Source organism: Ascidiaceihabitans donghaensis (assembly GCF_900302465.1).
Classification (GTDB): Bacteria; Pseudomonadota; Alphaproteobacteria; order Rhodobacterales; family Rhodobacteraceae; genus Ascidiaceihabitans; species Ascidiaceihabitans donghaensis.
The window spans coordinates 275,916-302,851 of the sequence record NZ_OMOR01000001.1 but is presented as its reverse complement, the minus strand read 5'-3'; the positions used below and the strand labels follow the sequence as shown (position 1 = coordinate 302,851).

The window sequence follows — 26,936 nt, the reverse complement described above, 5'->3', positions numbered from 1 at the left end:
CTTATTTCCGTGTGCTCAGCAAACCGACCAAAAAGCCGACGCCCGCTGCGACGCCCAAAGCGGTCGCAGGCTGCTTGCGGATGAAATCGTTGGCTTGGCCCTGCAATTCCATCGCCTGAAGCCGCGCTGTCTCTGCGTGATCGTTGGCTTGGTCACGTACGTCGGACAGTTTTGCTTTTGCTGTCGATACTGCTTCATCGCCTTTGGCTTTGCCCATTTGGGCGATCGTGCTGGTCAAGGAACTGATGTCGTTTTGCAGAACCTCGATTTGTTTTGCGATGTCTTCACCTGTAGGTGTGCCAGCTTTTCCGTTCAGTAGTTTTGCGGCATTTGCCATGGTTGTCTCCTTTTCAGTTGCTGACCACCCAACCCGCTTACCGCGCAGAAGTTCCGAAAAACTTTACAGACAGTTTGCAAAAAAGATTGGAACAGATTTCAGGGAAGGTGGGTTGGTATCTCAGATGGCGCCACGGAAACTGGCGTAAAACGCAATGAATGGAGACACTAATGCTACATTATGCACTGATTTTTTTCGTCGTAGCGATCATCGCTGCTGTTTTCGGATTTGGTGGCATCGCCTCGGCGTCAGCCGGCATCGCACAAATCCTGTTTTTCATTTTCTTGGCCCTCTTCGTGCTGACTTTGGTCATGCGCGTGTTCCGCAGCTAAGCCCGAAAAGCAGTTGAACCCCGATCCAAGAACAAAGGAAAATATCATGACACAACCACTTAACGTCGTAGGCGAAGCCCGTGAAATCTCGACCGGAGTACGCGAAGCCGCAACGCTAGCAGAAGGCTTAACCGACATCCTTGCCGACACTTACCGCCTGACGTTCAAAACCCACGCCTATCACTGGAACGTCGAAGGGCCGCTGTTCTTCGCCATTCACAACCTGACCGAAGGCCAGTACGAGGAAATGTTCGCAGCGGCTGACGAAATTGCAGAACGGGTTCGCGCAATCGGCCAAATGGCGCCCATGACGATGGACCAGATCATGTCTAATTCTGTGATCGAAGATGCACACACATCCCCGTCCGCAGGTGAAATGTGCGATATTCTGGCAAAAGACCATGAACGCGTCGCCCATCGCCTGCATGCATTGATCAAGATTGCTGGCGAAAAACACGATCCGGTCACGGAAGACTTGGCGACATCACGGGCTGCCTTTCATGAGAAAGCCGCGTGGATGCTGAAGGCGATGACGGCGCAATAGCGCCAACCCCACACCATCAAACAAAAAAGCCCGCAAGCAGACCAGCTTGCGGGCTTTTTTGATTTTAAAATTACGACTTCAAAGTCTGCGTAGACGCAAAGAACATCGCTTGGCTGACGGCCGACTGCACCTGTGCTTCGTGGAAGGGCTTTGAAATCAGGAACGCAGGTTCCGGTCGATCACCCGTAAGAAGACGTTCTGGGAAGGCAGTGATGAAGATCACTGGCACGTCCATGACTTGCAACAGATCGTTTACCGCATCAATGCCAGAGGAATTGTCGGCCAGCTGAATGTCAGCAAGGATCAGATCAGCCGGGGCTTCTTTACCCAACGCGACAGCTTCTTTGTGGGTGCGCGCCACACCTGTAACCTCGTGCCCCAAACCCGTAACAATAGCGGTCAGGTCGGCGGCGATGATCGGTTCATCTTCAATAATCATGACACGGCCCGTGACGCTTTGCGCCAGCTCTGTATTCGCAGCGCTGATCAGGTCACGCACCTCTTCCACATCCGTCTGCATAATCTTCGCGATGTTATCGAGGCTGAATTCCTCGATGGTGCGCAACAGCAGAGCTTCGCGGGAATTGGCTGTTAACTTGGCCAGAAGGCCCTGCGCGCGACCTCGAAGGCTGTCTTCGGGTTCTGCAAACATTTGGCCTGTTGTGATCCAGATCGCATGGAAACATTTGAACAGATTTACTTTGACCGGATCATCGTTATCAAAGGGGCTTCGATCTTTCAGGATAGTCTCAAGTGTGGCGACGGTATACTTGTCCCCACGCGCCTGCGACCCTGTCAAAGCGCGCGTGTAGCGTCTGAGATAGGGCAATTCAGCAGCGATAAGTTCCGAAAAATTCACTTCGGCTTCCGACTGGTTCATTTTTTTTGGCCTTTTTTCAATTATTCTTGGAACCAAACGCAGGGGAACGCAGTTGGTTCCCGTGGACGTCAGATTTATTTGAAGTAAGTGAGGCAAGGCAAAGAGATGGCAAGCTCCGAAGATCAAAAACAAGCTAAGATCGCGCAATATATAGACAACAATCTGAAACAGGTTTTTTCCGATCTGGAAAAAGACGACATGCCGGATCAAATTATTGATCTGCTTACTGTCTTGCGTGCTCAGGACGAAGAGCTGAAGGGCCGAAAATGAGCACGCTTGACCCCAAGGACGAGCTGGTCACGCATTTGCCAGCCCTTCGCGCTTTCGCATTGAGCCTCACGCGAAATCGCGCAACCGCTGATGACATGGTGCAAGACGCCGTGCTGAAAGCATGGAGCAATATGGATAAGTTCAAACCCGGCACAAACATGCGTGCGTGGCTGTTCACTATTTTGCGAAACACCTTCTACACAAGCCGCAGAAAGCTGAACCGCGAAGTCGCTGACGTCGACAATGCGTTTTCTGACACGTTGGCTGTCAAACCTGAACATGACGGCCGTCTACAAATGATGGACTTCAAACAAGCCTTCGACCAATTGCCCGACGAACACCGTGAGGCGTTGATTTTGGTTGGTGCCTCTGGATTTTCCTATGAGGAAGCGGGCGAAATGTGCGGTGTGGCGACAGGAACCATCAAAAGCAGGGTCAATCGTGCACGCACAAAGCTTGCCAGTTTGCTGCAACTGGACGATGATGACGCCTTGGAACTGACCGACACCGCGACACTTGCCGTCGTAGGCAATCCTGGAATCCCATCTGTATGAACAATCTTCGGCCTCGCAATTTATTGGTGCAAACCATGTTGCTGATGACACTGGCGCTGCTTCCTTTAGGGGCGGTCGCCATCTTCCAAACCAACCGGGTTGCAACCGAAGCCGAAAATAGCGCCCAACTTGCTTTGCTGGCGGTGACGGGTCGCGCCGCCAAAACAGAAGAACTTCTTATCGAACGCGCCTTTGGAGTCGCACAGTTTTTTGGATCGATTGCAGGCGATTTTGTGGACGATCCAGACGCATGCACCGAGCACCTTGGATCGTTTATCGAAAACGACGACACTTACAGTTTCATCGGGATTTTACCTATTTCGGGGTTAATGACCTGCTCATCGACTGGGCAAGACTACGATTTTTCCAGTTTTCCGAACTTCAAACCCATCATGGACGCCCAAAAGAGGTCAATTGAGGTAAACAGGAATGCCGCGCTGACAGGAAAGTCGGTGTTCATCGTTTCAGAACCTTTTGAACTGGACGGCGCATTTGCAGGCTTTATTTCGATTTCGATCCCTCACGACGGGTTGCCAAATGTGTCAGATCAAATTGAAGCACTTGGACTGCAAGAACTGGTCACATTTAACGCAGACGGTGAAATCCTGACGGCGCGCAGCGACATCGACACCGCCGCTTTGCAACTGCCGGCGTCAATGCCTTTGGACACGCTGTCGACAACCCAGACCAGAGCCTTCAAAGCCAAAAATACCGCAGGAGAAGCCCGCAGATACACTGTTGTGCCGATCGAAGGCAGCCCCGCGACAGTGATGGGGATATGGCGTGTGGACACTGGGTTGGGCAATCACATTGCTGCGTTTATCCAGCCTGCACTGTTTCCGGTTCTTATGTGGGTCGCCAGCATGAGCGTGGCGATGTTGTCCATCTACACCCTTGTGTTGCGCCATATGGTGCAGCTGCGCAAAGCCATGGACAATTTCGCCAAAAACCGCAGGATGAGTGAACCTGAAAAGCCGATGACCATGCCCATCGAATTCCAGTCTTTAAACGATAACTTTGAGGCGATGGCTCAGAACATCATGCAAGATGAGGCGAAGCTGGAAGATTCATTGCGTGAAAAGAATGTACTGATCAAGGAAGTTCATCACCGGGTCAAAAACAACCTTCAATTGATTTCGTCAATCATGAACATGCAAATCCGCGAAGCCGAAAGCGAAGAAACCAAAACGGTTCTTGCACGCTTGCAAGACCGGATCATCAGCTTGGCCACCATTCACCGGGATCTGTACCAATCCCAAAATGCAGGCCGTGTGAACTCAGGCGCGCTGGTCACCGATATCGTTGAAAAAACACTGGAACTTGCGACATCTGGCAACGATGTGGTGGACGTTACAACCAACATCGAGCTTGTCTTGTTGTTCCCCGATCAAGCTGTTCCATTGTCTCTGCTGATGGCTGAAGGCATGACCAATGCTATGAAATACATCAGCAGTTCGGAAAATAACAAACCTTGGTTAAAGGTCAGCTTGGTTCAGGCTGACGATACTTGCACAGTGTCGATTGAAAATTCCGTGGGCGCATCCGTCACGTCAGAAAGCACAGGTCTTGGCGCACAGCTGATTACGGCATTTGGCATCCAATTGGGTGGTAAGATCGACGTAGAAAAAGACGATGATCGCTACGCAATGACGGTGCATTTCAAAATTGCAGAGTTTACCCCCGAGACACCGGACTTTTGACAGGCAAAGATGTGAAACGTCGTTTTGATATTCTGATAACGGCATCCGAGGCCTTTCCGGCGTTCGAGACAGAATTTATGAACGCGCGGCATGAAATTATTGCCAGCTTTCGCATCTTTGACCCCGAAACACCGCTGCGGTCCGAAAGGGCCAAAGTGATCGGGAAAACGTGGGCTGATCTGATCACAGCCACCTTGAATCGTGGTGTGCGCATCACATTGACGATCAGCGATTTCGATCCCGTTGTAGCACCACGCAGCCACATTTATACTTGGGCCTGCGTGCGCCGGTTGAATACTGCCGCGCGGGCGTCAGATAATCCGGCATTTTTCAAAGCCACCGCATCAATGCACCCTGCACGTGTGGGCCTTCTGCCACGGCTGTTGTTATGGCCACGCCTTGTAGGGCAATTGCAGGAAAGTCTGGATAAGGCAAAAGATGAATTGAACGCGGAACTGCAAGGCGATGAACGGGCAGCACCCCGCTTGTTGCCCTTGGCAAAACGCAAAAATGGAAAGTGGAAAGCCCGGTTGTTTCCTCCACCTCCCTTACATCCTGCAACCCATCACCAAAAAATAGCGGTGTTTGACCGGACCAACCTGTATGTGGGCGGATTGGATCTGAACGATCACCGCTATGACACTGTGCAGCATGATCGCGCAGCAAAAGACACATGGCATGACGTTCAGATGATCGTGGATGGACCTGTGGCACAAGAGGCTGCGGAGCATCTGGAAAGCTTCAATGCGGTGACCCAAGGGTTTCGCGCCCAACCTACGAAATATCTGTTGCGAACGCTGTCACAGCGACGCCGCTTTGCACTTCCGTTTCTGTCACCCAGAAAGAACGTCCAAGAGCTGGCCGAGATACATCTTTCTGAAATCTCTAAATCAACACGCTTGATCTATCTAGAAAGCCAGTTTCTGCGAGACCGCAAATTGGCAAAGCATTTGGCAAAACAAGCAAAGCGTGCGCCAGACTTACGCGTGATCATCGTTTTGCCGGTTGCCCCTGAAGAAGCTGCTTTTGATGACACACCAGGCAGCGACGTGGCGTTTGGGGATTATTTGCAAACCAAATGCATTCAGATAATGCGCCGCGCCTTCGGGGGACGATTGTTCATAGGCTCGCCGCTGCAGCCCCGCAAAGTGGACGACGACGGGCGTGCAACTGATCACGACGCGCCGCTTGTGTATGTCCATTCTAAAGTATCGATCTTTGACGATCGACGCGCCATCGTGTCCTCTGCGAATTTAAACGGTCGTAGCCTCGGCTGGGATTCAGAGGCCGGGATCGCCACCCAAACCCCTCAAGAAGTCGCCGCACTGACGCAGCGGTGTTTTTCCAATTGGTTGGGGCCGAATGCAGATGACGCTTGTTTCAATTTGGCGACCGCTCAGCAGGCATGGATGTCACATGCGTACAACAATGCAAGACTGGCACCGGAGGCACGAAAAGGTTTCATCTTGCCCCACTCCACGGAAGCCGCCGCGGAATTCGGTTACAACCTGCCAGGGGTACCTGACGAGATGGTGTGATCATCTATCCGTTTAAAGGCCGCCATGCACCAAACCAAAAGGGGAATGGCGATGATCCCGCCGATTGGCCCCCAAAGCCAGAGCCAGAATACCAAAGATAGAAACACCGTCAAAGGGTTCACAGACAAGCTGCGGCCCACCAATGTAGGTGTGACAAATTGCGATTCAGTGGCGTTGATAGACAGATAGATCGCAGCCGGTAAGAAGCTGATAGGGCCATCGAACACCACAATGCCTGCGACCAGAAGGGTAACAACCAGTGTTATGGGGCCTAGATACAGAATATAATTCAAACCAAACGCCATGAGCCCCCAAAGTATAGGGGACGGCATTCCCAGAAAGTACATGATCAATGCAACAACTGCGCCCATGCCGGCGTTTATGGCTGTAATGGTCAGAACGTAGCGGGCGACTTGTTGCCCCGCAAAACGCAATTCATTTTCCCCAAAGCGGTGAAATGAACGGCTTGCCCAATCGTAGATCTCGTTACGCGACATTAGGAAAAAATACAGCGTGCCTGTAAAAATCAGGAATTGTGCGGCAAATTGTGGGGCCAGAAACAAAGCATCGGTGATAGACGGAATACTGACGCTGCCTTCTGTGGCCGCAACACCGTTTGCGGGCTCAATGGCTTGAACAACATCTTCAGATATTTGTTCAAGGCCCCTGAGAACCCGTTTAAATTCGTCAACTGTCGTCCGCAGTTCTTCCCAAATTAGGGGCGCTTGGCTAACGACCTTGGAAACGTAGGGTTCGGCCAAAAGCAAAATCGCCAAAATTGTCAAAATTGCAAGCAACACGGAAAAGAACGCAGACAACGCTGGCGGCACCCGTAGCCGATCCCATAGATCGGACAGGGGCGTTAGGACGACCCCCAGCAACAGTGCCGAAATGATCGGGGCCCCAATATCCTTTGCATGTTGCAAACTGAAAAGGATCGTTGCGCCAGCCAGAATTGTCAGACATGTCGCTGAAAGGCGGCGTTGTAACATTTTGACCCCAGGTGACTTTGCGTTCTGAAACGGAAAAAGCGGCGTGGTTTTACCCACGCCGCTTGGCTTGAAAGATGTTAGGCGATGCTTGGGTTTGATCGCGGGCCTGCAAAGAACCATGCGATGAAGCCGATAACTGGCAAAACCAGAACCAACAAGGTCCAGATCACTTTGCCGCCGGTCGAAGCGCCGGACCCAATAATTGAAACGATCGCCCAAATGTTAAGGGCCAAGATAATTACACCACCGATACCAGCATATTCCATTGTGTCTATTCCTTCTTGTTTGCTTGTAGACCCAACGCACAACAAACGTTTTGGTTCCAAACCGTAGGAATATTTTGATGAAGACCAGCTGGCGGGTTGTCTTACGGTTCTAGGTTTGGAAACCACACAGGGGGCTGTGTCTTATAGTGAAATCGCAGTTTTTTACAACGAACGGCTCTTTTCTCGGCATCGCGGATCGGGTTCGATCCCAGCTTGTCGTAAGCAATACTTTCTGCGTTTCGGAAACCTGTATTCTCCTTGGATAACAGCTGGTTGTATACTTTTTCGGTCTCTTTTTTGGTGTCTTTCCAAGCAACACCAGGCAGCCCAATTCCGTCTTGGTTTGCAATGTTTTCTCTGTGTTGATTGGATATCGCGGTCTGCGACAGATCAGCATATTTCAAATGCAAAAGGTATAAACCGGGAGGCATCTGGTACGGATATTTGGCAACCAAACCCTTGCGGATACGAACCCCATGCAGGAACAGCCGTGTGTCATCGCTTACGGCGAACGCTTTGCTATAGTGCCCGGTAAACGCCAGCTCATACCCACTCTCTAATTGGAAGAGGTCGCAACCAAGCGCGAAAACCGCTGCATTCTCGTGACCTGCCAAAACGTCAGAAAGACAAGAGTATCGTTCTGGATCATATACGATCAATTCATCCGCATCAGTTCGGATGACCCAATCAAACACATGGGACAGAGACGCTTGTAGACCGTTTAGAAGACGGCCCCGCACAAGGTCGAAGCTTTCTAAAGTATCCCGTGGGATCGTGATAACATTTGCACCCTGCCCAATCTGATCGATCTTTTCGTCTTTGCCGTGAGCAACAATGTAAAGGTTTTCTAACCCGACCAAAGCCGAGTGATGCCTGACCCACTGCGCAAGCGCCCAGTAGTCTCTATAAACCATAGTAATCGCGCAAATTTTCATACAGAGTTACTATCGAAGATAGGTAACAACAAACAAGTCATTTACCTTGTTTGGCATTTGCGGTTTTTGGTTTTAGATTTTTGTGTAATTTTTGTTATCGTTTAAGATTGAATGGTTCTTATTAGGTTTGGCGATGACCTACTCTCCCACGCCTTAAGACGCAGTACCATCGGCGCTACAGTGCTTAACTGCCGGGTTCGGGATGGGACCGGGTGTTTCACTTGCGCTATGATCACCAAACCAAAAAAGAACCATTCAAGTTGCTGCTTTGAACAGCAACGATACAAAATATAGTGTTGTCCAAGTCAGCGTACGCTGAACTTAACTTATGTGCTCCGTGCTGTGCACATAAGGTGATGTGTATGCTTTTGATTTACCGTTCATCGCTAAACTTCCTAAGAAGTCTTGCTTTTACTGGATCAAATCAAGCCTATCGAGCAATTAGTACCAGTCAACTGAATGCGTTACCGCACTTACATCTCTGGCCTATCGACGAGGTGGTCTACCTCGGCTCTCAGGGATATCTTGTTTTGAGGGGGGCTTCCCGCTTAGATGCCTTCAGCGGTTATCCTGTCCGATCATAGCTACCCTGCACTGCTGCTGGCGCAACAACAGGTCCACCAGTGGATCGTTCACCCCGGTCCTCTCGTACTAGGGGCAACTCCTCTCAAATATCCTACACCCACGGAAGATAGGGACCGAACTGTCTCACGACGTTCTAAACCCAGCTCACGTACCTCTTTAAACGGCGAACAGCCGTACCCTTGGGACCTGCTCCAGCCCCAGGATGAGATGAGCCGACATCGAGGTGCCAAACACTGCCGTCGATATGGACTCTTGGGCAGTATCAGCCTGTTATCCCCGGCGTACCTTTTATCCGTTGAGCGATGGCCCTCCCACTTGGGACCACCGGATCACTATGGCCGTCTTTCGACTCTGCTCGACTTGTCAGTCTCGCCGTCAGGCTGGCTTCTGCCATTGCACTCAACGAGCGATTTCCGACCGCTCTGAGCCAACCTTCGCGCGCCTCCGTTACGCTTTAGGAGGCGACCGCCCCAGTCAAACTACCCGCCACACAGGGTCCCGGATCCGGATAACGGACCGCGGTTAGACATCAAGCGAGCGAAGGGTGGTATCTCAAAGATGACTCCACAGAAACTGGCGTTCCTGCTTCAAAGTCTACCACCTATTCTGCACATCGCTAGCCTAATGCCAGTGTGAAGCTGTAGTAAAGGTGCACGGGGTCTTTCCGTCTAACCGCGGGAAACCTGCATCTTGACAGGTAATTCAATTTCGCTGAGTCTATGTTGGAGACAGCGGGGAAGTCGTTACGCCATTCGTGCAGGTCGGAACTTACCCGACAAGGAATTTCGCTACCTTAGGACCGTTATAGTTACGGCCGCCGTTTACCTGGGCTTCAATTCAGAGCTCTCACCCCTCCTTTTAACCTTCAGGCACCGGGCAGGCGTCAGACCCTATACGTCGTCTTGCGACTTCGCAGAGCCCTGTGTTTTTAATAAACAGTCGCCACCCCCTGGTTTGTGCCCCCAGCCCCTAGTTGCCTAGGAACCGGGCCTCCTTCTCGCGAACTTACGGAGGTATTTTGCCGAGTTCCTTCAACATAGTTCTCTCAAGCGCCTTGGTATTCTCTACCAGTCCACCTGTGTCGGTTTAGGGTACGATCTTATAGGAGGGCTATTTCCAGGAACCTCTAAGCAGCCCATTCAATCCGATAAGGATGAACTACCTTCGAGATCCGTCACCACTCCATGGCCCAGGAATATTAACCTGGTTCCCATCGACTACGCCTTTCGGCCTCGCCTTAGGGGTCGGCTTACCCTGCTCAGATTAGCTTTAAGCAGGAACCCTTGGACTTTCGGCGAGAGTGTCTCTCACACTCTTTGTCGCTACTCATGTCATCATTCTCACTAGTGATCTCTCCACCGGATCGCTCACGCGCCGGCTTCACAGAAAGCTCCTTGTGTCCAATTCCACCCGAAGGAGGATAAGGACACATGGAACTATGTCACACTACGCTCTGCTACCATGCAATAAATTGCATCCTAAGCTTCGGCTCATGGCTTGAGCCCCGTTACATCTTCGCCGCAGGACAACTTAATTAGACCAGTGAGCTGTTACGCTATCTTTAAAGGATGGCTGCTTCTAAGCCAACCTCCTGGTTGTTTTGGTCGTCCCACCTGCTTTCCCACTTAGCCATGAATTGGGGGCCTTAGCTGTAGGTCAGGGTTGTTTCCCTCTCCACAACGGACGTTAGCATTCGCTGTGTGTCTGCCGACTAGTACTCCCGGGTATTCGGAGTTTGGTTAGGATCAGTAAGCCTGTGGGGCCCCATTACCCATCCAGTGCTCTACCCCCCGGGGTATTCGGTCGACGCTCTACCTAAATAGATTTCGCAGAGAACCAGCTATCTCCGAGTTTGATTGGCCTTTCACCCCTAGGCACAGCTCATCCCGATCTTTTTCAACAGATGTGGGTTCGGTCCTCCAGTAAGTGTTACCTTACCTTCAACCTGGCCATGCCTAGATCACTCGGTTTCGGGTCTGATCCACCTAACTCATTCGCCCTATTAAGACTCGCTTTCGCTGCGCCTACACCTAACGGCTTAAGCTTGCTAGATAGACCAAGTCGATGACCCATTATACAAAAGGTACGCTGTCAGGCCGCAAGGGCCCTCCAACTGTTTGTAGGCGTTCGGTTTCAGGTACTGTTTCACTCCCCTCGTCGGGGTGCTTTTCACCTTTCCCTCACGGTACTGGTTCACTATCGGTCAGTAAGGAGTACTTAGCCTTCGAAGGTGGTCCTCCGATCTTCGAACAGGATTTCACGTGTCCCGCCCTACTTAATACGTCTGATCATGCTTCGCATACGGGACTGTCACCCACTATGGTCAACCTTTCCAGGTTGTTCTGCTCGCAATTACAGCTCGGCTGGTCCCCGTTCGCTCGCCGCTACTAGGGGAGTATCAATTGATTTCCTTTCCTCCGGGTACTTAGATGTTTCAGTTCCCCGGGTTTGCTCTTATAAACCTATGTATTCAGTCTATAAGTACCTGTTTCAGCCCGTTATTAATTACCAAGGTAATAATAACAAACTGTCAGGTGGGTTGCCCCATTCAGAAATTCATGGATCAAAGCTTATTCTCAGCTCCCCATGACTTATCGCAGAGTATCACGTCTTTCATCGCCTCTTACTGCCAAGGCATTCACCAAACGCCCTTCTCGCGCTTGATTTGATCCAGAAAAAGAAAGACTTGCGTCTAACGCGGAGCGAGAAGCTGGTAAGAAACTCACTCCATTCTTCTGGTCAAAAGTATACTTTTCCCGCCAGCATGTTTGTATCATGCTGACTAGTTGAATGCTTCGTGCGAAGCATTCGTGGTTAGTGTACTTGACTTGGACAACTCTGTTCGTTTCAGATGGCAGACGCTTGAGAGGCCGAGGAAACAGCCTATGTCAAACGCTCGCGTCGGGCCGAAGCCGTCAGCACCAAACTGAGATCATCCACTTACTTATGGCGATCAAACAGTGTTGATATTTTGTATCTCTATAAACGATGTCAAAGTCTGTAGAACAGACTGTCAAACCTTTCCGTAGAAAGGCTTGATGATGTGTTCTATCTTTCAAAATGGTGGGTCGAGGAGGACTTGAACCTCCGACCTCACGCTTATCAGGCGTGCGCTCTAACCACCTGAGCTACCGACCCATTTTGATTGGGTCCGTTTCAGGACCGCGCATCCTGGCAAATGCCGGAATGTTTGGTGGAGCCTAGCGGGGTCGAACCGCTGACCTCCTGAATGCAAATCAGGCGCTCTACCAACTGAGCTAAGGCCCCAGCTGATCTTGCGGATGCAAAATCGGCGTTCGTTGGTGCATGTCGCACCTTCTTCCCTTCTCGGGATATTGGCTACGCCAATACCCTGACAGGGCTACGCGCCTTGCTGCGCAAGACGCTTGCTGAAGAGATATGAGGACGGCTCGGTCCGAAGGTCATCTTGCGATGCCTTTGATGTTGAACAGCTTTGTTTGCTGTTCTTGCTAAGTGTTCCACGAGTATGAACAAGTTCATGCTGCTAGGAACATCCTTAGAAAGGAGGTGATCCAGCCGCAGGTTCCCCTACGGCTACCTTGTTACGACTTCACCCCAGTCGCTGATCCTACCGTGGTCCGCTGCCTCCTAAAAGGTTAGCGCACGGCCGTCGGGTAGAACCAACTCCCATGGTGTGACGGGCGGTGTGTACAAGGCCCGGGAACGTATTCACCGCGTCATGCTGTTACGCGATTACTAGCGATTCCGACTTCATGGGGTCGAGTTGCAGACCCCAATCCGAACTGAGACAGCTTTTTGGGATTAACCCATTGTCACTGCCATTGTAGCACGTGTGTAGCCCAACCCGTAAGGGCCATGAGGACTTGACGTCATCCACACCTTCCTCCCGCTTATCACGGGCAGTTTCTTTAGAGTGCCCAGCCGAACTGCTGGCAACTAAAGATGTGGGTTGCGCTCGTTGCCGGACTTAACCGAACATCTCACGACACGAGCTGACGACAGCCATGCAGCACCTGTATCTCGTCCAGCCTAGCTGAAAGCTCCATCTCTGGAGCGACGACGAGTATGTCAAGGGTTGGTAAGGTTCTGCGCGTTGCTTCGAATTAAACCACATGCTCCACCGCTTGTGCGGGCCCCCGTCAATTCCTTTGAGTTTTAATCTTGCGACCGTACTCCCCAGGCGGAATGCTTAATCCGTTAGGTGTGACACCGAACAGTATACTGCCCGACGTCTGGCATTCATCGTTTACGGTGTGGACTACCAGGGTATCTAATCCTGTTTGCTCCCCACACTTTCGCACCTCAGCGTCAGTATCGAGCCAGTGAGCCGCCTTCGCCACTGGTGTTCCTCCAAATATCTACGAATTTCACCTCTACACTTGGAATTCCACTCACCTCTCTCGAACTCAAGACCAGGAGTTTAAGAGGCAGTTCCAGGGTTGAGCCCTGGGATTTCACCCCTTACTTTCTGATCCGCCTACGTGCGCTTTACGCCCAGTAATTCCGAACAACGCTAACCCCCTCCGTATTACCGCGGCTGCTGGCACGGAGTTAGCCGGGGTTTCTTTACCAGGTACTGTCATTATCATCCCTGGCGAAAGAGCTTTACGACCCTAAGGCCTTCATCACTCACGCGGCATGGCTAGATCAGGCTTGCGCCCATTGTCTAAGATTCCCCACTGCTGCCTCCCGTAGGAGTCTGGGCCGTGTCTCAGTCCCAGTGTTGCTGATCATCCTCTAAAACCAGCTATAGATCGTAGACTTGGTAGGCCATTACCCCACCAACTATCTAATCTAACGCGGGCTGATCCTTCTCCGATAAATCTTTCCCCCGAAGGGCGTATATGGTATTACTCATCGTTTCCAATGGCTATTCCATAGAGAAGGGTACATTCCCACGCGTTACTAACCCGTCCGCCGCTCCACCCGAAGGTAGCGCTCGACTTGCATGTGTTAGGCCTGCCGCCAGCGTTCGTTCTGAGCCAGGATCAAACTCTCAAGTTGAAAAGCTGTTACCAGCTTATCCTTGACGTTCGAACCTCTGCACATCGTTAGCCTTACTAAATGCATCCTGTGACAGACACAAAGTTCAGACCAACATCTCTGTTTGTCTGTGCTTCAGTTACCAAAGTAACCGAAGAACCGTACAAACAGTGAAGCTGACACCGGTCATCGATCAACACATAAATGCGTCTCTCTACCGGCGTTGATATACAGAAGGTTGATCCATCGAATGAACCAAACCGCCCACATATCTCTTCAGATATTCAATTTTCAAACAACGTGGGATCAGATCCCGCAGACAAAATCAAACCAACAGCGCCCTAACTAAACGACGCGCTAGCATCAATCGTATCTGTATTTCGTATCACCTCGAACCCCGCTGCATTGCTGCTTTGTTGTCTCTGGCGCCTCAGTGGGTGGCTCGTTGCTCCCTGCTGAGAAATGTGTCTATAAAGACAGCTCTCAGAACCCACAACCCCTTTTTTCGATTAATGTGATTTTTTTTGAATTTCTTTTCCGACTGCCTGTTTTTGAACGGTCTGCACCAGGGCAACGTAGTCCCTTGAAGGAACCCACTGACCATAACCCGGTAAATCCGTTCAAAACGATCACTACAGTTGCCCTGCATAGCATGAAGCCTTCACAGCGCGCTTACACAGACGAACCTCGCACGGCATATAGAACGCGGTGCCCCTCGCGCACTTTAACATGGCAGTCCAAACCCTCGGTCATGACCCAACGCGGCACGCCCCTAAAGGCATAGGCGACAAGACAGGTAAAAGGATAAAGAAGGGACATGCGCAGGAACGGGGTTTCACCCAACACAGCTTACGATGCACCCCGAACGACACAAAGTGAACGTTGGCCAAGATGGTAAAGCGCGATCCTATGCCCACAGGAGGCATTCGCAAGTTTTACCAGCAATAGAGGTAAAGTGGTGAGCCGTGCAGGATTCGAACCTGCGACCCGCTGATTAAAAGTCAGCTGCTCTACCAACTGAGCTAACGGCCCCACGAGGTGGGTAACTAGAAAGAGTCGCATGATTGGTCAAGCCCTCATTTTCATCTTTCTGTGCGACATACTGGATTAGATCGAAACACGGGGTTATATGCCCGCCATGGCTATAGATTCTGCACATGAACTGCCCTTTATGAAAATGCACGGGCTAGGCAACGACTTTGTCGTTATTGACGCCCGTACAACCGGGGCGGACATTACCCCTGCGTTGGCCAAAGGTTTGGCAGATCGTCATAAAGGTGTGGGATTTGATCAGCTTGCTGTCATAGAAAACGGGCAAGCGGACGCACATCTGACTTTTTACAATGCTGATGGATCAACATCTGCGGCATGCGGCAATGCCACCCGGTGTATCGCACGTTACCTGATGGACGGCTCTGGTGAAACGGCGCTTAAGTTGACGACCGATCGCGGCACGCTTCACGCCACCGACCAAGGCGCTGGTGTAACTTCGGTGAATATGGGACATCCGCAGTTGGAATGGGCGGATGTGCCTTTGGCGCAAGCCATGGATACGATGGAACTGCCTATAGCAGGGGCACCAACAGCGACAGGCATGGGCAACCCACATTGCACATTTTTCGTCGATGCCGTTGAGGCTGTAGATTTGGCGGCCCAAGGCGCCAAGATGGAACATCACCCTCTTTATCCCGAACGCACGAATGTTCAGTTTGCGCAAATCATTGGGCCAGACCACATCCGTATGCGGGTTTGGGAACGTGGTGTCGGCATTACGCTGGCCTCAGGGTCATCAAGTTGCGCCGCGGCTGTGGCTGCAGCCCGTAGGGGGCTTACAGGGCGTCAGGTGCAGATCGACCTTGACGGGGGCACATTACATATTGATTGGCGCGAAGACGGCGTCTGGATGACGGGGCAGACGATGCATGTGTTTTCCGGAACCCTCACACCAAGCTTTTTGGACAGCCTGACATGAGCGCCCCTACGTTTTCCAACCACGGTTGCCGCTTGAACGCCTATGAAACCGAAGCCATGCGCGAATTGGCCCAAGAGGCCGGATTGCAAAATGCAGTCATCGTAAACACCTGCGCCGTCACAGCCGAAGCGGTACGCAAAGCGCGTCAGGACATCCGCAAACTACGCCGTGCCAATCCGGAGGCGCGTTTGATCGTGACAGGGTGCGCCGCCCAAACGGAACCTGACACCTTCACCAGCATGGAAGAAGTCGATGCGGTGATCGGCAACACCGAAAAGATGCAGGGCGCCACGTGGCAAGGGCTGGCTGCGGATTTCATCGGCGAAACGGAAGCGGTGCAAGTGGACGACATCATGTCGGTCACTGAAACGGCGGGTCATTTGATTGACGGGTTTGGCACACGCAGCCGCGCTTACGTACAGGTGCAAAACGGCTGCGATCACCGCTGCACCTTTTGCATCATTCCTTATGGCCGAGGAAATTCTCGGTCTGTACCGGCGGGGGTGGTTGTAGACCAAATCAAACGCTTAGTGGACAAAGGCTTTAACGAGGTCGTGCTGACGGGTGTGGATTTGACCAGCTGGGGTGCTGATTTACCGGGCGAACCAAAACTGGGCGATCTGGTGATGCGAATCCTGAAGTTGATCCCCGATTTGCCAAGGCTTCGGATCAGTTCCATAGACAGCATCGAAGTCGACGACAACCTGATGCAGGCCATTGCCACTGAACCACGTCTTATGCCGCATTTGCACCTGTCGCTTCAGCATGGCGATGACATGATTTTGAAACGGATGAAGCGGCGGCACCTGCGCGATGATGCGATCCGCTTCACGCAAGACGCAAAAGCGTTGCGGCCAGATATGACATTTGGTGCCGATATTATTGCGGGGTTTCCAACCGAAACCGACGCAATGTTTCAGAACTCATTAAAGCTGGTTCAGGATTGCGATCTGACGTGGTTGCACGTCTTTCCCTATTCGGCGCGCCAAGGCACGCCAGCGGCCAGAATGCCGGCTGTGAACGGTGCCGACATCAAGCTGCGCGCCGCGGCGTTGCGGGCGGCCGGTGACGCACAAGTCAAAGCGCATCTGTCACAGCAAGTGGGGCAGCGTCACAACGTCCTGATGGAGAACGCCACGATGGGGCGCACCCCACAGTTTACCGAAGTTGTTTTTGACGTCCCGCAGACCGAAGGCGCCATCGTGCACGCCCAGATTAAAGGTACGCAAGGACAACAGCTGACCGCGTAATGCAGATGTGATAGCTTTTTGCAGCAGATGGGGTAAGGTCCGGCAGTCTTAGCAAAAGTTCCCTCTATGCCATTCTTTGATTTTATCGATACCTTACCACGTTACGCGTCAATTGACCGCCCACAAGCCAACCGTCTGAACTTGCGACGCAGGTTTATCATCGGTCCCGTGAAACCCTATTTCAAGAACGCGCGCGTACTTGATCTGGCGTCCCATGACGGGCGTTGGTGTTATGCCTTTGCGGCGGCTGGTGCACGCGAAGTGGTCGGGTTTGAGGGGCGACAGGAATTGATAGATTCGTTTCCCGATTTCCCCGATGAAGAGCTGCGGAACAAGGTACAATTGCACTGCACCGATATCTTTGACGGCCTGGATGCAGCGATTGCCGAGGGCGAACGATTTGACGTGGTCGGAGTGCTGGGCATCTACTACCACATTATGGATCACCAACGTCTGTTAAAACAAATTCGCGCCGTGAAACCAAAGCTTGTCATCATCGACAGTGAGTTTTCAACACGCGACAATCCGATCATTCAGCTGGTGCAAGAACGCACAGACCAAATTCTAAACGCTATACCGGAATACGACGGGCACGAGATCGCCGTCAAAGGCGTGCCGTCCTTTCGCGCGATGGAATTGATGGCGGACAGCGCCGGTTTTGATCTGGAATGGAACGATGTCAGCGATATTCCGCGGGGCAGGCGTGGCGGGGTCGCAGACTATTACCGAAAAACCAACATGCGCCGCGCCACTTGCTTTTTAAGACCAAAGGGCGACACGTAACGCTTAGGCTCAGGACCCATCAAACCAGCGCCACAGCATTAGTGGGTCCTGAGCCTATGTCCCGACAAACATATGGTTGGCTGGCGTCACACCGCGATCGTATGTGCAAAACGTGTCTGTGGCATCAGGTGTCGTTGTGTGGATTTTGATGTTTGTGATGACCTCGACAGCGCCCGCGTCCAAACACGCCTGTTCAGCGGCTTTCACAATTGTCAGCAAATGATCTAGATCACCCTGCATTGTGGTTTCCATCGCACCCACTTGAAACGGTACGCCCGCCGCCTGAACCACGGCAATCGCACGGTCCACGACTTCGAAATTATTGCCTTCCCTCAAACGGGGAATCACCTGAAACGCCAGCATCGTTTTCGTGTTTGGATTCATCTTTCATCTCCCCTGAAATGCAAAAGGCCCCACACGATGGTTCGCGCGGGGCCTTTCAAAACTTTGGATGCGTTTAGTGCTTACGCTTGTGCGGTGCCCAAAGACGCTTGTTTGTCAGGTACAACAGAACCGACAGGATCGTCAAAAACAGCACACCCACAAAACCGGCTTGCTTACGCGCCATCATTTTCGGCTCAGCCGTCCACATCAAGAACGCAGATACGTCTTCGGCGATGTGATGCAGGTCGTTCGCATGACCGTCTGCATATTCAACATCTTCACCGTACAACGGAGGCGCCATCGAAATCCAACCGCCCGGAAAGGCCGTGTTTTCGTAGAACGTAACACCTGCCTGTTCTTTTTCTTCACCGGTGTAGCCGGTCAACAGGGATGCGATATATTCAGGACCGCCCATGCCTTTGAAGAACTGGTTGATGCCCAAACCGTAGGGGCCGTGGAAACCTGCACGCGCTTTGGCCATCATGGACAAATCGGGCGCGTTTTCCAAACCGGATTCCGGGAAGAAATCGGCAGGGCCACGGGGACGATCGTCATCCAGCTCGGGATCAAAGATATCGAACTGCGCGGCATAGGCGCGGATCTGATCTTCGTCCATGTGCGGACCACCTTCGTCGGACAGCGTGCGGATCGGCACAAACTTCAGGCCGTGACACGCAGAGCAAACTTCGGTGTACACCTGCAAACCACGTTGCAGCTGGTTTTGGTCATATTTGCCGAAAGGACCTTCGAAGGAGTATTCGAAGTTTTCGACGTGCCCGGCACCGCCAGCGGCGAAGGCACCTGTGGCCAGCCCAAGGGCCGCCACAGCACTGATTGCGAGTTTCTTGAACATACGCATATCCTCTTATTCGGCTGGTTGCTGGGCAGAGCCCGCAGCCGCATCGCCACCGTAGTGTGCGTTAAAGTCATCTTCGATTGTCGCAGGCGGTGTGTCCGGTTTCTCGATCACGCCAAGCAATGGCAGAATGACCAGGAAGTACCCGAACCAATAGGCCGAGGCGATCAAAGACAATGTTGCGTATGGTTCTTCCGCAGGCATCGCACCCAGCCACATCAGGGCAAAGAAATCGACAACCAACAGCGCAAACCACCACTTGAACATTGGACGGTAACGGCCAGAGCGAACGCTTGATGTGTCCAGCCACGGCGCAAGCGCCATAACCGCAATCGCACCAAACATAGCTAGAACACCAAAGAACTTCGCATCGATGATCCCACCGGTCACAAAGGACGCGATTTGCACGACCCAAACCTCTGAGGTGAAGGCACGCAAAATCGCATAGAACGGCAAGAAGTACCATTCAGGAACAATATGCGCAGGCGTCGCCAGCGGGTTTGCTTCAATGTAGTTGTCCGGGTGCCCCAGATAGTTCGGCATAAACCCAACCACTGCGAAGAATACCGCCAGGATCACGGCCAACGCGAACAAGTCCTTGATCACGAAGTAGGGCCAGAATGGAAGCGTGTCTTTTTCTGCTTCTTCCTTGGACCCACGACGCACTTCAACGCCTGTCGGGTTGTTGTTGCCGGTGGTGTGGAACGCCCAGATGTGCACGATCACAAGACCGGCAATCACGAAGGGCAGCAAGTAGTGCAAGCTGAAGAAACGGTTCAGCGTGGCGTTGTCCACCGCTGGTCCACCCAAAAGCCATGTCTGCAACGCTTCACCCACAAACGGGATCGCACCAAACAGGCCGGTGATCACGGTCGCACCCCAGAAGGACATTTGTCCCCATGGCAAAACGTAACCCATAAACGCGGTGCCCATCATCATCAGATAGATAAGCATGCCGATGATCCATGTGATTTCGCGCGGCGCTTTGTAAGACCCGTAATACAAACCACGGAAGATGTGGGCGTACACGGCAATAAAGAACAAGGACGCACCGTTTGCATGCAAATACCGCAGCATATAGCCGCCGTTCACGTTGCGCATGATGTGTTCAACAGACGCAAAGGCGTTGTCGACATGCGGCGTATAATGCATCGCCAAAACGATACCGGTGATGATTTGCAACGCCAGACAGAACGTCAGAACAATGCCCCAGATCCACATCCAGTTCAGGTTCTTGGGTGTTGGGATCATCAATGTGTCATAAAGCAAACCAACAACAGGCAAGCGCGAGTGAAGCCACTTTTCGCCGCCAGTTTTGGGCTCATAATGGTCGTGAGGAATTCCAGCCATAGGTCTTTCTCCTTAACCGAGTTTGATCGTGGTTTCATCCACGAATTCTGCAGGGGGAACCGGCAGGTTCGTAGGCGCCGGGCCTTTGCGAATACGACCAGCTGTGTCGTAGTGCGAACCATGGCACGGGCAGAACCAGCCGCCAAAGTCGCCCGCATCACCCAAAGGCACACAGCCCAAGTGCGTGCAAACGCCCATCATCACCAGCCATTCGCCGTCTTCCGACAAGGCACGGTTCGCGTCAGATGCGTCCACGTCGCCCAGGTTTGCGTTTTCAGCGCCTTGATCCGGCAAATCAGCCAGATCAACAGCCCGTGCCGCTTCAATTTCTTCGTCTGTACGGCGACGGATAAAGACAGGCTTGCCCAACCACTTCACCGTGATTTGCGTGCCCGGCTCAACATCGGCAACGTCCACGCGGATCGACGCCAAGGCGCGCACATCTGCTGAGGGGTTCATCTGGTTGACCAAAGGCCAAACCGCAGCGCCTGTCGCGACCGCACCGGCGCCAGCTGTGGCGTAGTACAGAAAGTCCCGGCGGGTGCCTTCGTGTTCTTCGTGATCGGACACGTGGGTTCTCCATTTATTCAAGGCCAAACCAGGCCATTGGGCGTAAGGGCGGCGTCAAAACGCAGCCGTGCTGAGGCGGTATCTAGCTTGGTGAAGCGCACCCGTCCAGACACATCATTGACGCATCTGGTCGCAGGTAGAGGTTAAGTTTAAGAAAACAGGTATTTTTAAGTGTAATTGCGCTGCAATTTTCAAGGTGCGTCAGGCGTCTTACGCAAATTTATACCGAATCGGAGCGGGTTTTCAGACTGGCTTCGCGTCCAAATCTGAAAACCACCACATCGTGTCCTGAAAAAGCGGAACACATTCCGGTAAAGTCCGGCAGGTTCAGGCGTCCGTACTTACCCCGCAGGCGGCACCGTCGCTTTCATATCGTCGCGTTCTGCAAACTTGGCATACCAATCCGCCAAAGCGTCATTTCCTTTGCGCCAGTTGCGGGCGTCATGTCGGAAATCGACATAGCCCAGCGCACATGCCACCGCGATCTGTCCCATATCCAACGGTCCGTTTAAATGGCTCATCCAACGTGTGGTCAAGGCGGCACATCCGCTCACAATTTTACCCCACTGCGCGTCTGACCACTCATCCCATTGCTTGTCAGCCGGACGCATGCGCCCCTCATAGGTGACCAACAAAGCCGCATCCAGAATGCCATCCGCCGTCGCCTCAAGCGTCAGCGTGTCCCAGCGCCGCGCACCTGTCGGGTACAATGCCCCGCCTGCACGATCATCCAGATACTGGCAAATCACACGGCTGTCGTACAACGTCGGGCCATCCGGACGCTCAAGCGCAGGAATTTTATTGAGCGGGTTTTTTGCCTGTAGCCCGTCAACCGGATTAATGGGCGATGTTGAGGACGACACCAGCTCAACGTCGTCTGTTTGTCCTGTTTCGCTTAGCAAAATCATGACTTTGCGAACATAGGGTGAGGTCGGACTGTAATATAGCTTCATCGCAGGGTTCCTTTTGCAAGCGTCACATACACTATTGCCAGAGGTGCCGAAACTTACAACACGGTCATTTCCGAAGTCGCGCGACCATCATTTCGCACCCGACGCTCCACGCATCAAGGCAGCCAGCACGCGTGGATCAGTTCCGATTCCATAGGCATCAACCCCGTCAGCGGCCCGCAGCCGCACATCATCAGGCTTGTTCTGGCTTAGCTTCCACGTCCCGTCCACGCCCGTCACATCCATACGACACGGCACAATCTGGCGCATCATCTTGTGCAAAACGTCAGGGGTCATTTTGCTCGTGAGCCACGGGGGCTTGGGCAGCAGTTGGTCTTCAAAAAACGCAGATTGCCGGTCCAGCAAGTCATGCATCTTATCTTGGGGTTGCAACGTCAGTTCACCGCTCAAATGCACAGCCACATAGTTCCATGTGGGCACCTGATCGGGCACCTTGTACCAGTCCGGCGAGATGTAGCTATCAGGACCAGATACCGCAATCTTGCAACGCAAAGGCGTCTTTAAAGCGCGTGCAATCGGGTTGGAACGCACAAGATGAAGCTCCGCGGTTCTCCCATCCTCGGACAACAGAAACGGGATATGGCTGATGTGTGGGCCATCCGGCGCATTCACAGCTAGAACGCCAAATGCTGTCTCGCGGGCGTAGGCAAGATTGCGTTGTGCATCTTCGGTATGAAAGATCGGATTGGGATGCATCTGATTGGTCCACCATTTTTGCGCAGCGGCGATCGCCGACGTTCGAATTTTCATACAACATTTCACTTTGACCGAAGCGTCTTGAACGCTTCGTCACAGGTCGTTTTCTCTATTGCAGAGGACGCACAACTTCTGCAACTTAATCCTATTCTCAGGGCGGGGTGAAATTCCCCACCGGCGGTATGTGGGTTTGCCCCATGAGCCCGCGAGCGCCTCGGTTGTATAGCTTTCGAGGGTCAAGCAGATCAGGTGAGATGCCTGAGCCGACGGTCATAGTCCGGATGAAAGAGAATGTGCGTGTGACCTCCCGCTTGGGGGATCTCATTGCATGTAATCGCCTTGGGTGACGTGTCGAACCTAAAGGAGAACTATTATGACACACACCCGATACGCCTTTGTCAAAGCCGCATGGCACGCAGATATTGTGGACCGCAGCCTTGACGGGTTTTCAGAAACCATCCCCATGGACCAAATCGACACCTTCGATGTGCCCGGCGCGTTTGAAATGCCGCTTATGGCGCAAACGCTGGCAAAATCAGGCAAATATGATGCTGTGGTTTGTGCGGCTTTCGTGGTCGATGGCGGGATTTACCGGCACGATTTTGTAGCCTCTGCCGTCGTTGACGGCCTGATGCGGGCAGGAATGGACACCGGCGTGCCTGTGCTGTCGGTCTCCCTGACACCGCACCACTATCAGGAAACGGATCATCACAACACAATCTACCGCGAACACTTTGTGCAAAAAGGCCGAGAGGCCGCGGCGGCTGCGTTGCAAATTGTAGGGGCGCACAAAGCGCTAGCCTAAATACGCTTTCAAGGCAGACGGCGGGTTGTCCAACAATTCCGCCGTCGCAACTGGCGGGTTTGCCACACCATCTGCGACAAAGATGACCTGATCGGCCAATCGCCGCGCGTCGTCGGGGCTGTGGGTCACCATCAGCACCCCTGCCCCGGTTTCCATCGCGACACTCGCAACCAGATCAAGCATTTCTGCCCGCAAGGCCGGCCCCAAAGCCGCAAACGGTTCATCCAGCACCATCCACGGTTTGCCTTGCACCAAAGCCCGCGCCAAAGCTGCGCGACTTTGCTGGCCACCCGACAAAGCGGCTGGTTTGCGGTCCTCGAATCCCTCCAACCCTACACGATCCAAAGCGACGGAAATCTGTGCGGTTTCGGCCTGTGACAGACGCATCGCTGGCCGTATTCCCAGCCCAACATTCTGCGCAATACTGAGGTGTGGGAACAAGTTGTTGTCTTGAAACAGGATCGCCATATGGCGCTTGGATGGTAGGGCTTGGGTAATGTCGCGCCCGTCCAGTTGCACCTGCCCCTCGGCCACATCCACAAAGCCACATATCGCATTCACCAGTGTCGATTTTCCGGCACCGGACGGCCCAATCACAGCAACCTTGCAGCCAGCTTCAATCATCAAATCGGCGCGAAGCGAAAACGCACCCTGACACATCAGAACATTATTCAGCGATAGCATTGCGCCGCCCCCAAGCGTCTAAAATCCAGAACAGCCCAAAGGCCAAAACCAGCAAAATCAAAGCCGCGCCTGCCGCCGCCTCAGACCGGTAACTGCCCATCAAACGGTACATCTGCAGTGGCAGCGTTGCGCGGTCCGGGTCCGCGAACAGCGCGATAACGCCAAGATCGCCCACCGACAATGCCCCCGTCAAACCAGCTGCGAACCCGATCTGCGGGCGCAATCGCGGCAAAAAAACCCACATCCACAACCGCACACCTTGCAACCCCAGCGCTTGCGACAAACGGCTATAACTTTGCACCGTTTCGCGCATCACCGGCACCAAAATACGCAAGGCAAAAGGCAAAGCCATCAATGCGTTGACCAAGATTGTCACAACCAAGGCCCAATCGGCGGGGTCCGCGAACGGGAAGATGATGATAAACCACCCTGTCCCGATCATCAGCGGAGATGCCGCCAAACCCAACAGGCCTACCGTTTCCACCGATGCGCGACGCGTTGTGGCAATCCAACCCGCCAACGGCAAAGCAAGGGCCAGCAAAGCAAGAACAGAAACCAATGCAACCCACAGCGATGTCCATGCCGTTCCCCAAACATGCAAAGGCACATCACCCAAGCCACGCAAACCCGACAGCGTGATCGCCGCCAAAGGCAAAATCAGAAACAACGCCGCCGCGCCAATGAAACTGGCATCGATGCCGCGCTGAAGCCCACCGCGCACATCCCATCGCGTTTGCATCCGGTCCAAGCCGCCGCCAAAGCTGACCGGCGGGATCAACCATAGCGCCAGCACCGCTGCGCCCCCCGCCACCACAATCTGTAAAAGCGACAAAACAGCCGCCCGACCAAGGTCAAAATCAAAACGAAACGCCTGATAAATCGCCAGCTCGATCGTGGTCGCACGCGGCCCCCCGCCAAGGGTTAAGGCAACCGCAAAACTGGTCAGGCAAATCACAAACACCAGCGCAAAGGCCCCCGGCACAATGCGCAAAATCAAAGGCCATTCGATCAGGCGAAATACCATGCGTGGTGGCATGCCCAGTTGTGCCACAAGACGAAACCGTTCAGCCGGCACGCTTTGCCAGCCCTGCACCATCAGGCGCGTGGCCAGCGGCAAATTAAAAAACACATGCGCCAGAACAACACCAAAAAGCCCATAGATAGAGACTGTTTCAAAGCCAAACGCACGCAAGGCATCATTCAAAAGACCAGAGCGCCCGAAGATCGCAAGCAAGCCCAAAACCGCCACGATCACAGGCAGGATAAAAGGCGCGCCCAAAAGCGTGATCAACAACGACCGCCCGGCAAAGCGACGACGCGCCAAGGCACGAGCGACAAGAATGGCAAACAAACAGGAAAAAAAGGCAGACAAGATCGCCTGCCAAATGGTGAACCGCAGCGCCGCCCAATCGGCAGGCGTCATGGCAAATTCACCCTCCGCGCGCATCGCCACAGCGAGCAATGCGGACAGGATCAGCGCCGCGATCAAAACCGCGGCGCTGACCCCAAGCCTATGGCTTATTTGGAAAGCGCGTTTTGCCATTCAGGCAACGCAACATCACGCAAGGCATCTGCCTCATCCGCTGGGACCAACAACGCTTTGTCCGGTGAAATCAGTGTTTCAAACCCGTCGGGCAAACCGCCCGCAGGTGTCACCGCAGGATACATCCAATTCGTTGTGGGGATGATCGTCTGGAACGCATCCGACACCATGAATTGCAGGAATTGATCCGCCAGTTCCTGTTGGTCAGAGCCTTTCAATTTGCCCGCAACTTCGATCTGCAAATAATGCCCTTCGTCAAATGCCACAGCCGCTTTGGTTGCGTCTTCTTCGGCGATCAAATGATAGGCCGGAGAGGTCGTATAAGACAGAACCATGTCCGCCTCACCTTCCAGAAACAGGCCATACGCCTCGGACCAGCCAGGAGTGACCGTGACAACATTGTCCGCCAGTTCGGCCCAAACATCCGCCGCCTCGTCGCCGTAAGCCGCCTTGACCCACATCAACAATCCCAGACCGGGGGTCGAAGAACGGGGGTCTTGGATCACGATCTTTTTGTCGCTCGCGCCCAGCGCTTTGAAGTTGGTGGGCGCCGCCTCATCCGCGTTGTGCACAAAAGCGAAATACCCCCAGTCGTAGGGCGCAAATGTGTCGTCGGACCATTCGATTGGCAGGGCATACTCTGCTTCAACAGAATGCGTCGCAAACAGGCCAGTTTCCTTGGCCGCTGCCGTCAGGTTTGTATCCAAACCCAACACCACATCCGCCTCGGTGCGCGCGCCTTCCAGCTTCACACGCGCCAAAAGGGCCGCGCCATCGCCAGCGCCCACAAGGTTCAGCGTGCAGGCACATTCCGCCTCAAACGCCGCCTTCACAGCAGGGCCGGGGCCCCAGTCAGAGACAAAACTATCGTAGGTGTAAACAGTCAGTTCAGGCGTCTCGGTAAGTGCCGAGGTTGCAGTCAAAACGCCCGCTGCAAATGCAAGATACTTCATGGCATCCTCCTTTTGCGGCGATAGGGAAAAGGGGGCTGTTGCCGTTACCTTCCCTCCGCCGGTGTTAGCCGGTTCAGGTTCAACGGGTCAGCAGAATTGCAATCTCAGCTTTTGAAAAAGCCCCCCGAGGTAGCGCCTGCATAGGAGGTCGCGCAAAGACGCGCAAGGCAAAACCCCTTGAGGGCCTGCGCACACGCAGTTACAGAACGCATAAAGGGGAA

General features: G+C 53.2%; 24 protein-coding genes, 3 tRNA genes, 3 rRNA genes and 2 riboswitches. Of the genes, 10 read left to right on the top strand and 20 right to left on the bottom strand.

Annotation, left to right across the window (positions count from 1 at the left end; translation table 11 throughout):
• Nucleotide 1 precedes the first annotated feature (1 nt).
• Nucleotides 2-337, bottom strand: coding sequence for an ElaB/YgaM/YqjD family protein (locus ASD8599_RS01530; protein WP_108826905.1), 336 nt, complete (start codon nucleotides 335-337; stop codon nucleotides 2-4).
• 170 nt (nucleotides 338-507) lie between these two features.
• On the opposite strand from ASD8599_RS01530, the gene ASD8599_RS01525 reads away from it, so the two are divergent.
• Nucleotides 508-669, top strand: coding sequence for a DUF1328 domain-containing protein (locus ASD8599_RS01525; RefSeq protein ID WP_108826904.1), 162 nt, complete (start codon nucleotides 508-510; stop codon nucleotides 667-669).
• 46 nt (nucleotides 670-715) lie between these two features.
• A complete protein-coding gene (locus ASD8599_RS01520) occupies nucleotides 716-1,213 on the top strand; it encodes a Dps family protein (RefSeq protein WP_108826903.1) in 498 nt (165 codons plus the stop codon).
• A gap of 70 nt (nucleotides 1,214-1,283) precedes the next feature.
• On the opposite strand, the gene ASD8599_RS01515 is transcribed toward ASD8599_RS01520, so the two are convergent.
• Nucleotides 1,284-2,093: a response regulator gene (locus tag ASD8599_RS01515; protein ID WP_108826902.1), complete on the bottom strand. Its 810-nt coding sequence runs from the start codon at nucleotides 2,091-2,093 to the stop codon at nucleotides 1,284-1,286.
• A 105-nt stretch (nucleotides 2,094-2,198) separates the two neighbouring features.
• Here ASD8599_RS01515 and ASD8599_RS20195 point away from each other — a divergent pair, with 105 nt between their 5' ends.
• From ASD8599_RS20195 to ASD8599_RS01500, 4 genes are read left to right on the top strand one after another with little or no spacing between them, the layout of a single operon-like run.
• Nucleotides 2,199-2,363 carry a NepR family anti-sigma factor gene (locus ASD8599_RS20195; RefSeq protein ID WP_181364378.1) on the top strand — a complete coding sequence of 55 codons (165 nt, stop codon included), beginning with the start codon at nucleotides 2,199-2,201 and terminating at the stop codon, nucleotides 2,361-2,363.
• On the top strand, nucleotides 2,360-2,917 hold the full coding sequence (locus tag ASD8599_RS01510; protein WP_108826901.1) for an RNA polymerase sigma factor: 558 nt from the start codon (nucleotides 2,360-2,362) through the stop codon (nucleotides 2,915-2,917). The genes ASD8599_RS20195 and ASD8599_RS01510 overlap by 4 nt, the downstream gene beginning before the upstream one ends.
• A 35-nt stretch (nucleotides 2,918-2,952) precedes the next feature.
• Nucleotides 2,953-4,617: a histidine kinase dimerization/phosphoacceptor domain -containing protein gene (locus tag ASD8599_RS01505; RefSeq protein WP_181364377.1), complete on the top strand. Its 1,665-nt coding sequence runs from the start codon at nucleotides 2,953-2,955 to the stop codon at nucleotides 4,615-4,617.
• An 11-nt stretch (nucleotides 4,618-4,628) separates the two neighbouring features.
• Nucleotides 4,629-6,155, top strand: a complete 1,527-nt coding sequence (locus tag ASD8599_RS01500; RefSeq protein WP_146188172.1) for a phospholipase D-like domain-containing protein — start codon at nucleotides 4,629-4,631, stop codon at nucleotides 6,153-6,155.
• On the opposite strand, the gene ASD8599_RS01495 is transcribed toward ASD8599_RS01500, so the two are convergent.
• From ASD8599_RS01495 to ASD8599_RS01450, 9 genes are all read right to left on the bottom strand, one after another.
• Entirely contained in the window at nucleotides 6,119-7,147 is a 1,029-nt protein-coding gene (locus tag ASD8599_RS01495; protein WP_181364376.1) for an AI-2E family transporter, read from the bottom strand. The genes ASD8599_RS01500 and ASD8599_RS01495 overlap by 37 nt on opposite strands.
• Before the next feature lie 77 nt (nucleotides 7,148-7,224).
• Nucleotides 7,225-7,413 (bottom strand): PLD nuclease N-terminal domain-containing protein, encoded by a 189-nt coding sequence (locus ASD8599_RS01490; protein WP_108826897.1) that lies wholly within the window; start codon nucleotides 7,411-7,413, stop codon nucleotides 7,225-7,227.
• A 101-nt stretch (nucleotides 7,414-7,514) separates the two neighbouring features.
• On the bottom strand, nucleotides 7,515-8,348 hold the full coding sequence (locus ASD8599_RS01485) for a glycosyltransferase family 2 protein (protein WP_108826896.1): 834 nt from the start codon (nucleotides 8,346-8,348) through the stop codon (nucleotides 7,515-7,517).
• A gap of 125 nt (nucleotides 8,349-8,473) precedes the next feature.
• Nucleotides 8,474-8,588, bottom strand: a 5S ribosomal RNA gene (rrf, locus tag ASD8599_RS01480).
• A gap of 180 nt (nucleotides 8,589-8,768) precedes the next feature.
• Nucleotides 8,769-11,599 (bottom strand): 23S ribosomal RNA (locus ASD8599_RS01475).
• A gap of 395 nt (nucleotides 11,600-11,994) precedes the next feature.
• Nucleotides 11,995-12,071 (bottom strand) — tRNA-Ile (locus ASD8599_RS01470).
• A gap of 53 nt (nucleotides 12,072-12,124) precedes the next feature.
• Nucleotides 12,125-12,200, bottom strand: a tRNA-Ala gene (locus tag ASD8599_RS01465).
• Between the two features lie 254 nt (nucleotides 12,201-12,454).
• Nucleotides 12,455-13,919 (bottom strand): 16S ribosomal RNA (locus ASD8599_RS01460).
• The 16S, 23S and 5S rRNA genes sit together here with 2 tRNA genes alongside, the layout of an rRNA operon.
• Nucleotides 13,920-14,854: 935 nt before the next feature.
• A tRNA-Lys gene (locus tag ASD8599_RS01450) sits at nucleotides 14,855-14,930 on the bottom strand.
• 97 nt (nucleotides 14,931-15,027) lie between these two features.
• Here ASD8599_RS01450 and dapF point away from each other — a divergent pair.
• The 3 genes from dapF to ASD8599_RS01435 all read left to right on the top strand — a co-directional run bounded on the left by dapF (nucleotide 15,028) and on the right by ASD8599_RS01435 (nucleotide 17,903).
• A complete protein-coding gene (gene dapF, locus ASD8599_RS01445) occupies nucleotides 15,028-15,870 on the top strand; it encodes a diaminopimelate epimerase (RefSeq protein WP_422664738.1) in 843 nt (280 codons plus the stop codon).
• On the top strand, nucleotides 15,867-17,120 hold the full coding sequence (mtaB, locus tag ASD8599_RS01440; RefSeq protein ID WP_108826894.1) for a tRNA (N(6)-L-threonylcarbamoyladenosine(37)-C(2))-methylthiotransferase MtaB: 1,254 nt from the start codon (nucleotides 15,867-15,869) through the stop codon (nucleotides 17,118-17,120). Before dapF ends, mtaB begins: the two co-directional genes overlap by 4 nt.
• Nucleotides 17,121-17,186: 66 nt before the next feature.
• A complete protein-coding gene (locus ASD8599_RS01435; RefSeq protein ID WP_108826893.1) occupies nucleotides 17,187-17,903 on the top strand; it encodes a class I SAM-dependent methyltransferase in 717 nt (238 codons plus the stop codon).
• A gap of 54 nt (nucleotides 17,904-17,957) precedes the next feature.
• Here the strand turns inward: ASD8599_RS01435 and ASD8599_RS01430 are convergent, their stop codons facing one another.
• The 6 genes from ASD8599_RS01430 to ASD8599_RS01405 form a co-directional block, all read right to left on the bottom strand.
• On the bottom strand, nucleotides 17,958-18,287 hold the full coding sequence (locus tag ASD8599_RS01430; RefSeq protein WP_108826892.1) for a thiamine-binding protein: 330 nt from the start codon (nucleotides 18,285-18,287) through the stop codon (nucleotides 17,958-17,960).
• A gap of 73 nt (nucleotides 18,288-18,360) precedes the next feature.
• Nucleotides 18,361-19,140: a cytochrome c1 gene (locus ASD8599_RS01425; protein ID WP_108826891.1), complete on the bottom strand. Its 780-nt coding sequence runs from the start codon at nucleotides 19,138-19,140 to the stop codon at nucleotides 18,361-18,363.
• A gap of 12 nt (nucleotides 19,141-19,152) precedes the next feature.
• The gene (gene petB / locus ASD8599_RS01420; protein WP_108826890.1) at nucleotides 19,153-20,493 is read right to left on the bottom strand and encodes a cytochrome b; all 1,341 of its coding nucleotides are present in this window, start codon (nucleotides 20,491-20,493) and stop codon (nucleotides 19,153-19,155) included.
• 12 nt (nucleotides 20,494-20,505) lie between these two features.
• Nucleotides 20,506-21,063: a ubiquinol-cytochrome c reductase iron-sulfur subunit gene (gene petA / locus ASD8599_RS01415; protein ID WP_108826889.1), complete on the bottom strand. Its 558-nt coding sequence runs from the start codon at nucleotides 21,061-21,063 to the stop codon at nucleotides 20,506-20,508.
• A gap of 341 nt (nucleotides 21,064-21,404) precedes the next feature.
• Nucleotides 21,405-22,016: a glutathione S-transferase gene (locus ASD8599_RS01410; protein WP_108826888.1), complete on the bottom strand. Its 612-nt coding sequence runs from the start codon at nucleotides 22,014-22,016 to the stop codon at nucleotides 21,405-21,407.
• Between the two features lie 87 nt (nucleotides 22,017-22,103).
• Nucleotides 22,104-22,730, bottom strand: coding sequence for an FMN-binding negative transcriptional regulator (locus ASD8599_RS01405; protein WP_108829946.1), 627 nt, complete (start codon nucleotides 22,728-22,730; stop codon nucleotides 22,104-22,106).
• A 143-nt stretch (nucleotides 22,731-22,873) separates the two neighbouring features.
• Nucleotides 22,874-23,027, top strand: a riboswitch (FMN riboswitch).
• 76 nt (nucleotides 23,028-23,103) lie between these two features.
• Between ASD8599_RS01405 and ASD8599_RS01400 the strand changes: the two genes are divergently transcribed.
• On the top strand, nucleotides 23,104-23,535 hold the full coding sequence (locus tag ASD8599_RS01400) for a 6,7-dimethyl-8-ribityllumazine synthase (RefSeq protein ID WP_108826887.1): 432 nt from the start codon (nucleotides 23,104-23,106) through the stop codon (nucleotides 23,533-23,535).
• Here the strand turns inward: ASD8599_RS01400 and ASD8599_RS01395 are convergent.
• From ASD8599_RS01395 to thiB, 3 genes are read right to left on the bottom strand one after another with little or no spacing between them, the layout of a single operon-like run.
• Complete coding sequence (locus ASD8599_RS01395) at nucleotides 23,527-24,219, bottom strand: thiamine ABC transporter ATP-binding protein (RefSeq protein WP_108826886.1); 693 nt, start codon at nucleotides 24,217-24,219, stop codon at nucleotides 23,527-23,529. The genes ASD8599_RS01400 and ASD8599_RS01395 overlap by 9 nt on opposite strands.
• Entirely contained in the window at nucleotides 24,203-25,762 is a 1,560-nt protein-coding gene (locus ASD8599_RS01390) for a thiamine/thiamine pyrophosphate ABC transporter permease ThiP (RefSeq protein ID WP_108826885.1), read from the bottom strand. Before ASD8599_RS01390 ends, ASD8599_RS01395 begins: the two co-directional genes overlap by 17 nt.
• Nucleotides 25,738-26,715, bottom strand: a complete 978-nt coding sequence (thiB, locus tag ASD8599_RS01385) for a thiamine ABC transporter substrate binding subunit (protein ID WP_108826884.1) — start codon at nucleotides 26,713-26,715, stop codon at nucleotides 25,738-25,740. The genes ASD8599_RS01390 and thiB overlap by 25 nt, the downstream gene beginning before the upstream one ends.
• 33 nt (nucleotides 26,716-26,748) lie before the next feature.
• A riboswitch (TPP riboswitch) is annotated at nucleotides 26,749-26,852 on the bottom strand.
• Between the last annotated feature and the right edge of the window lie 84 nt (nucleotides 26,853-26,936).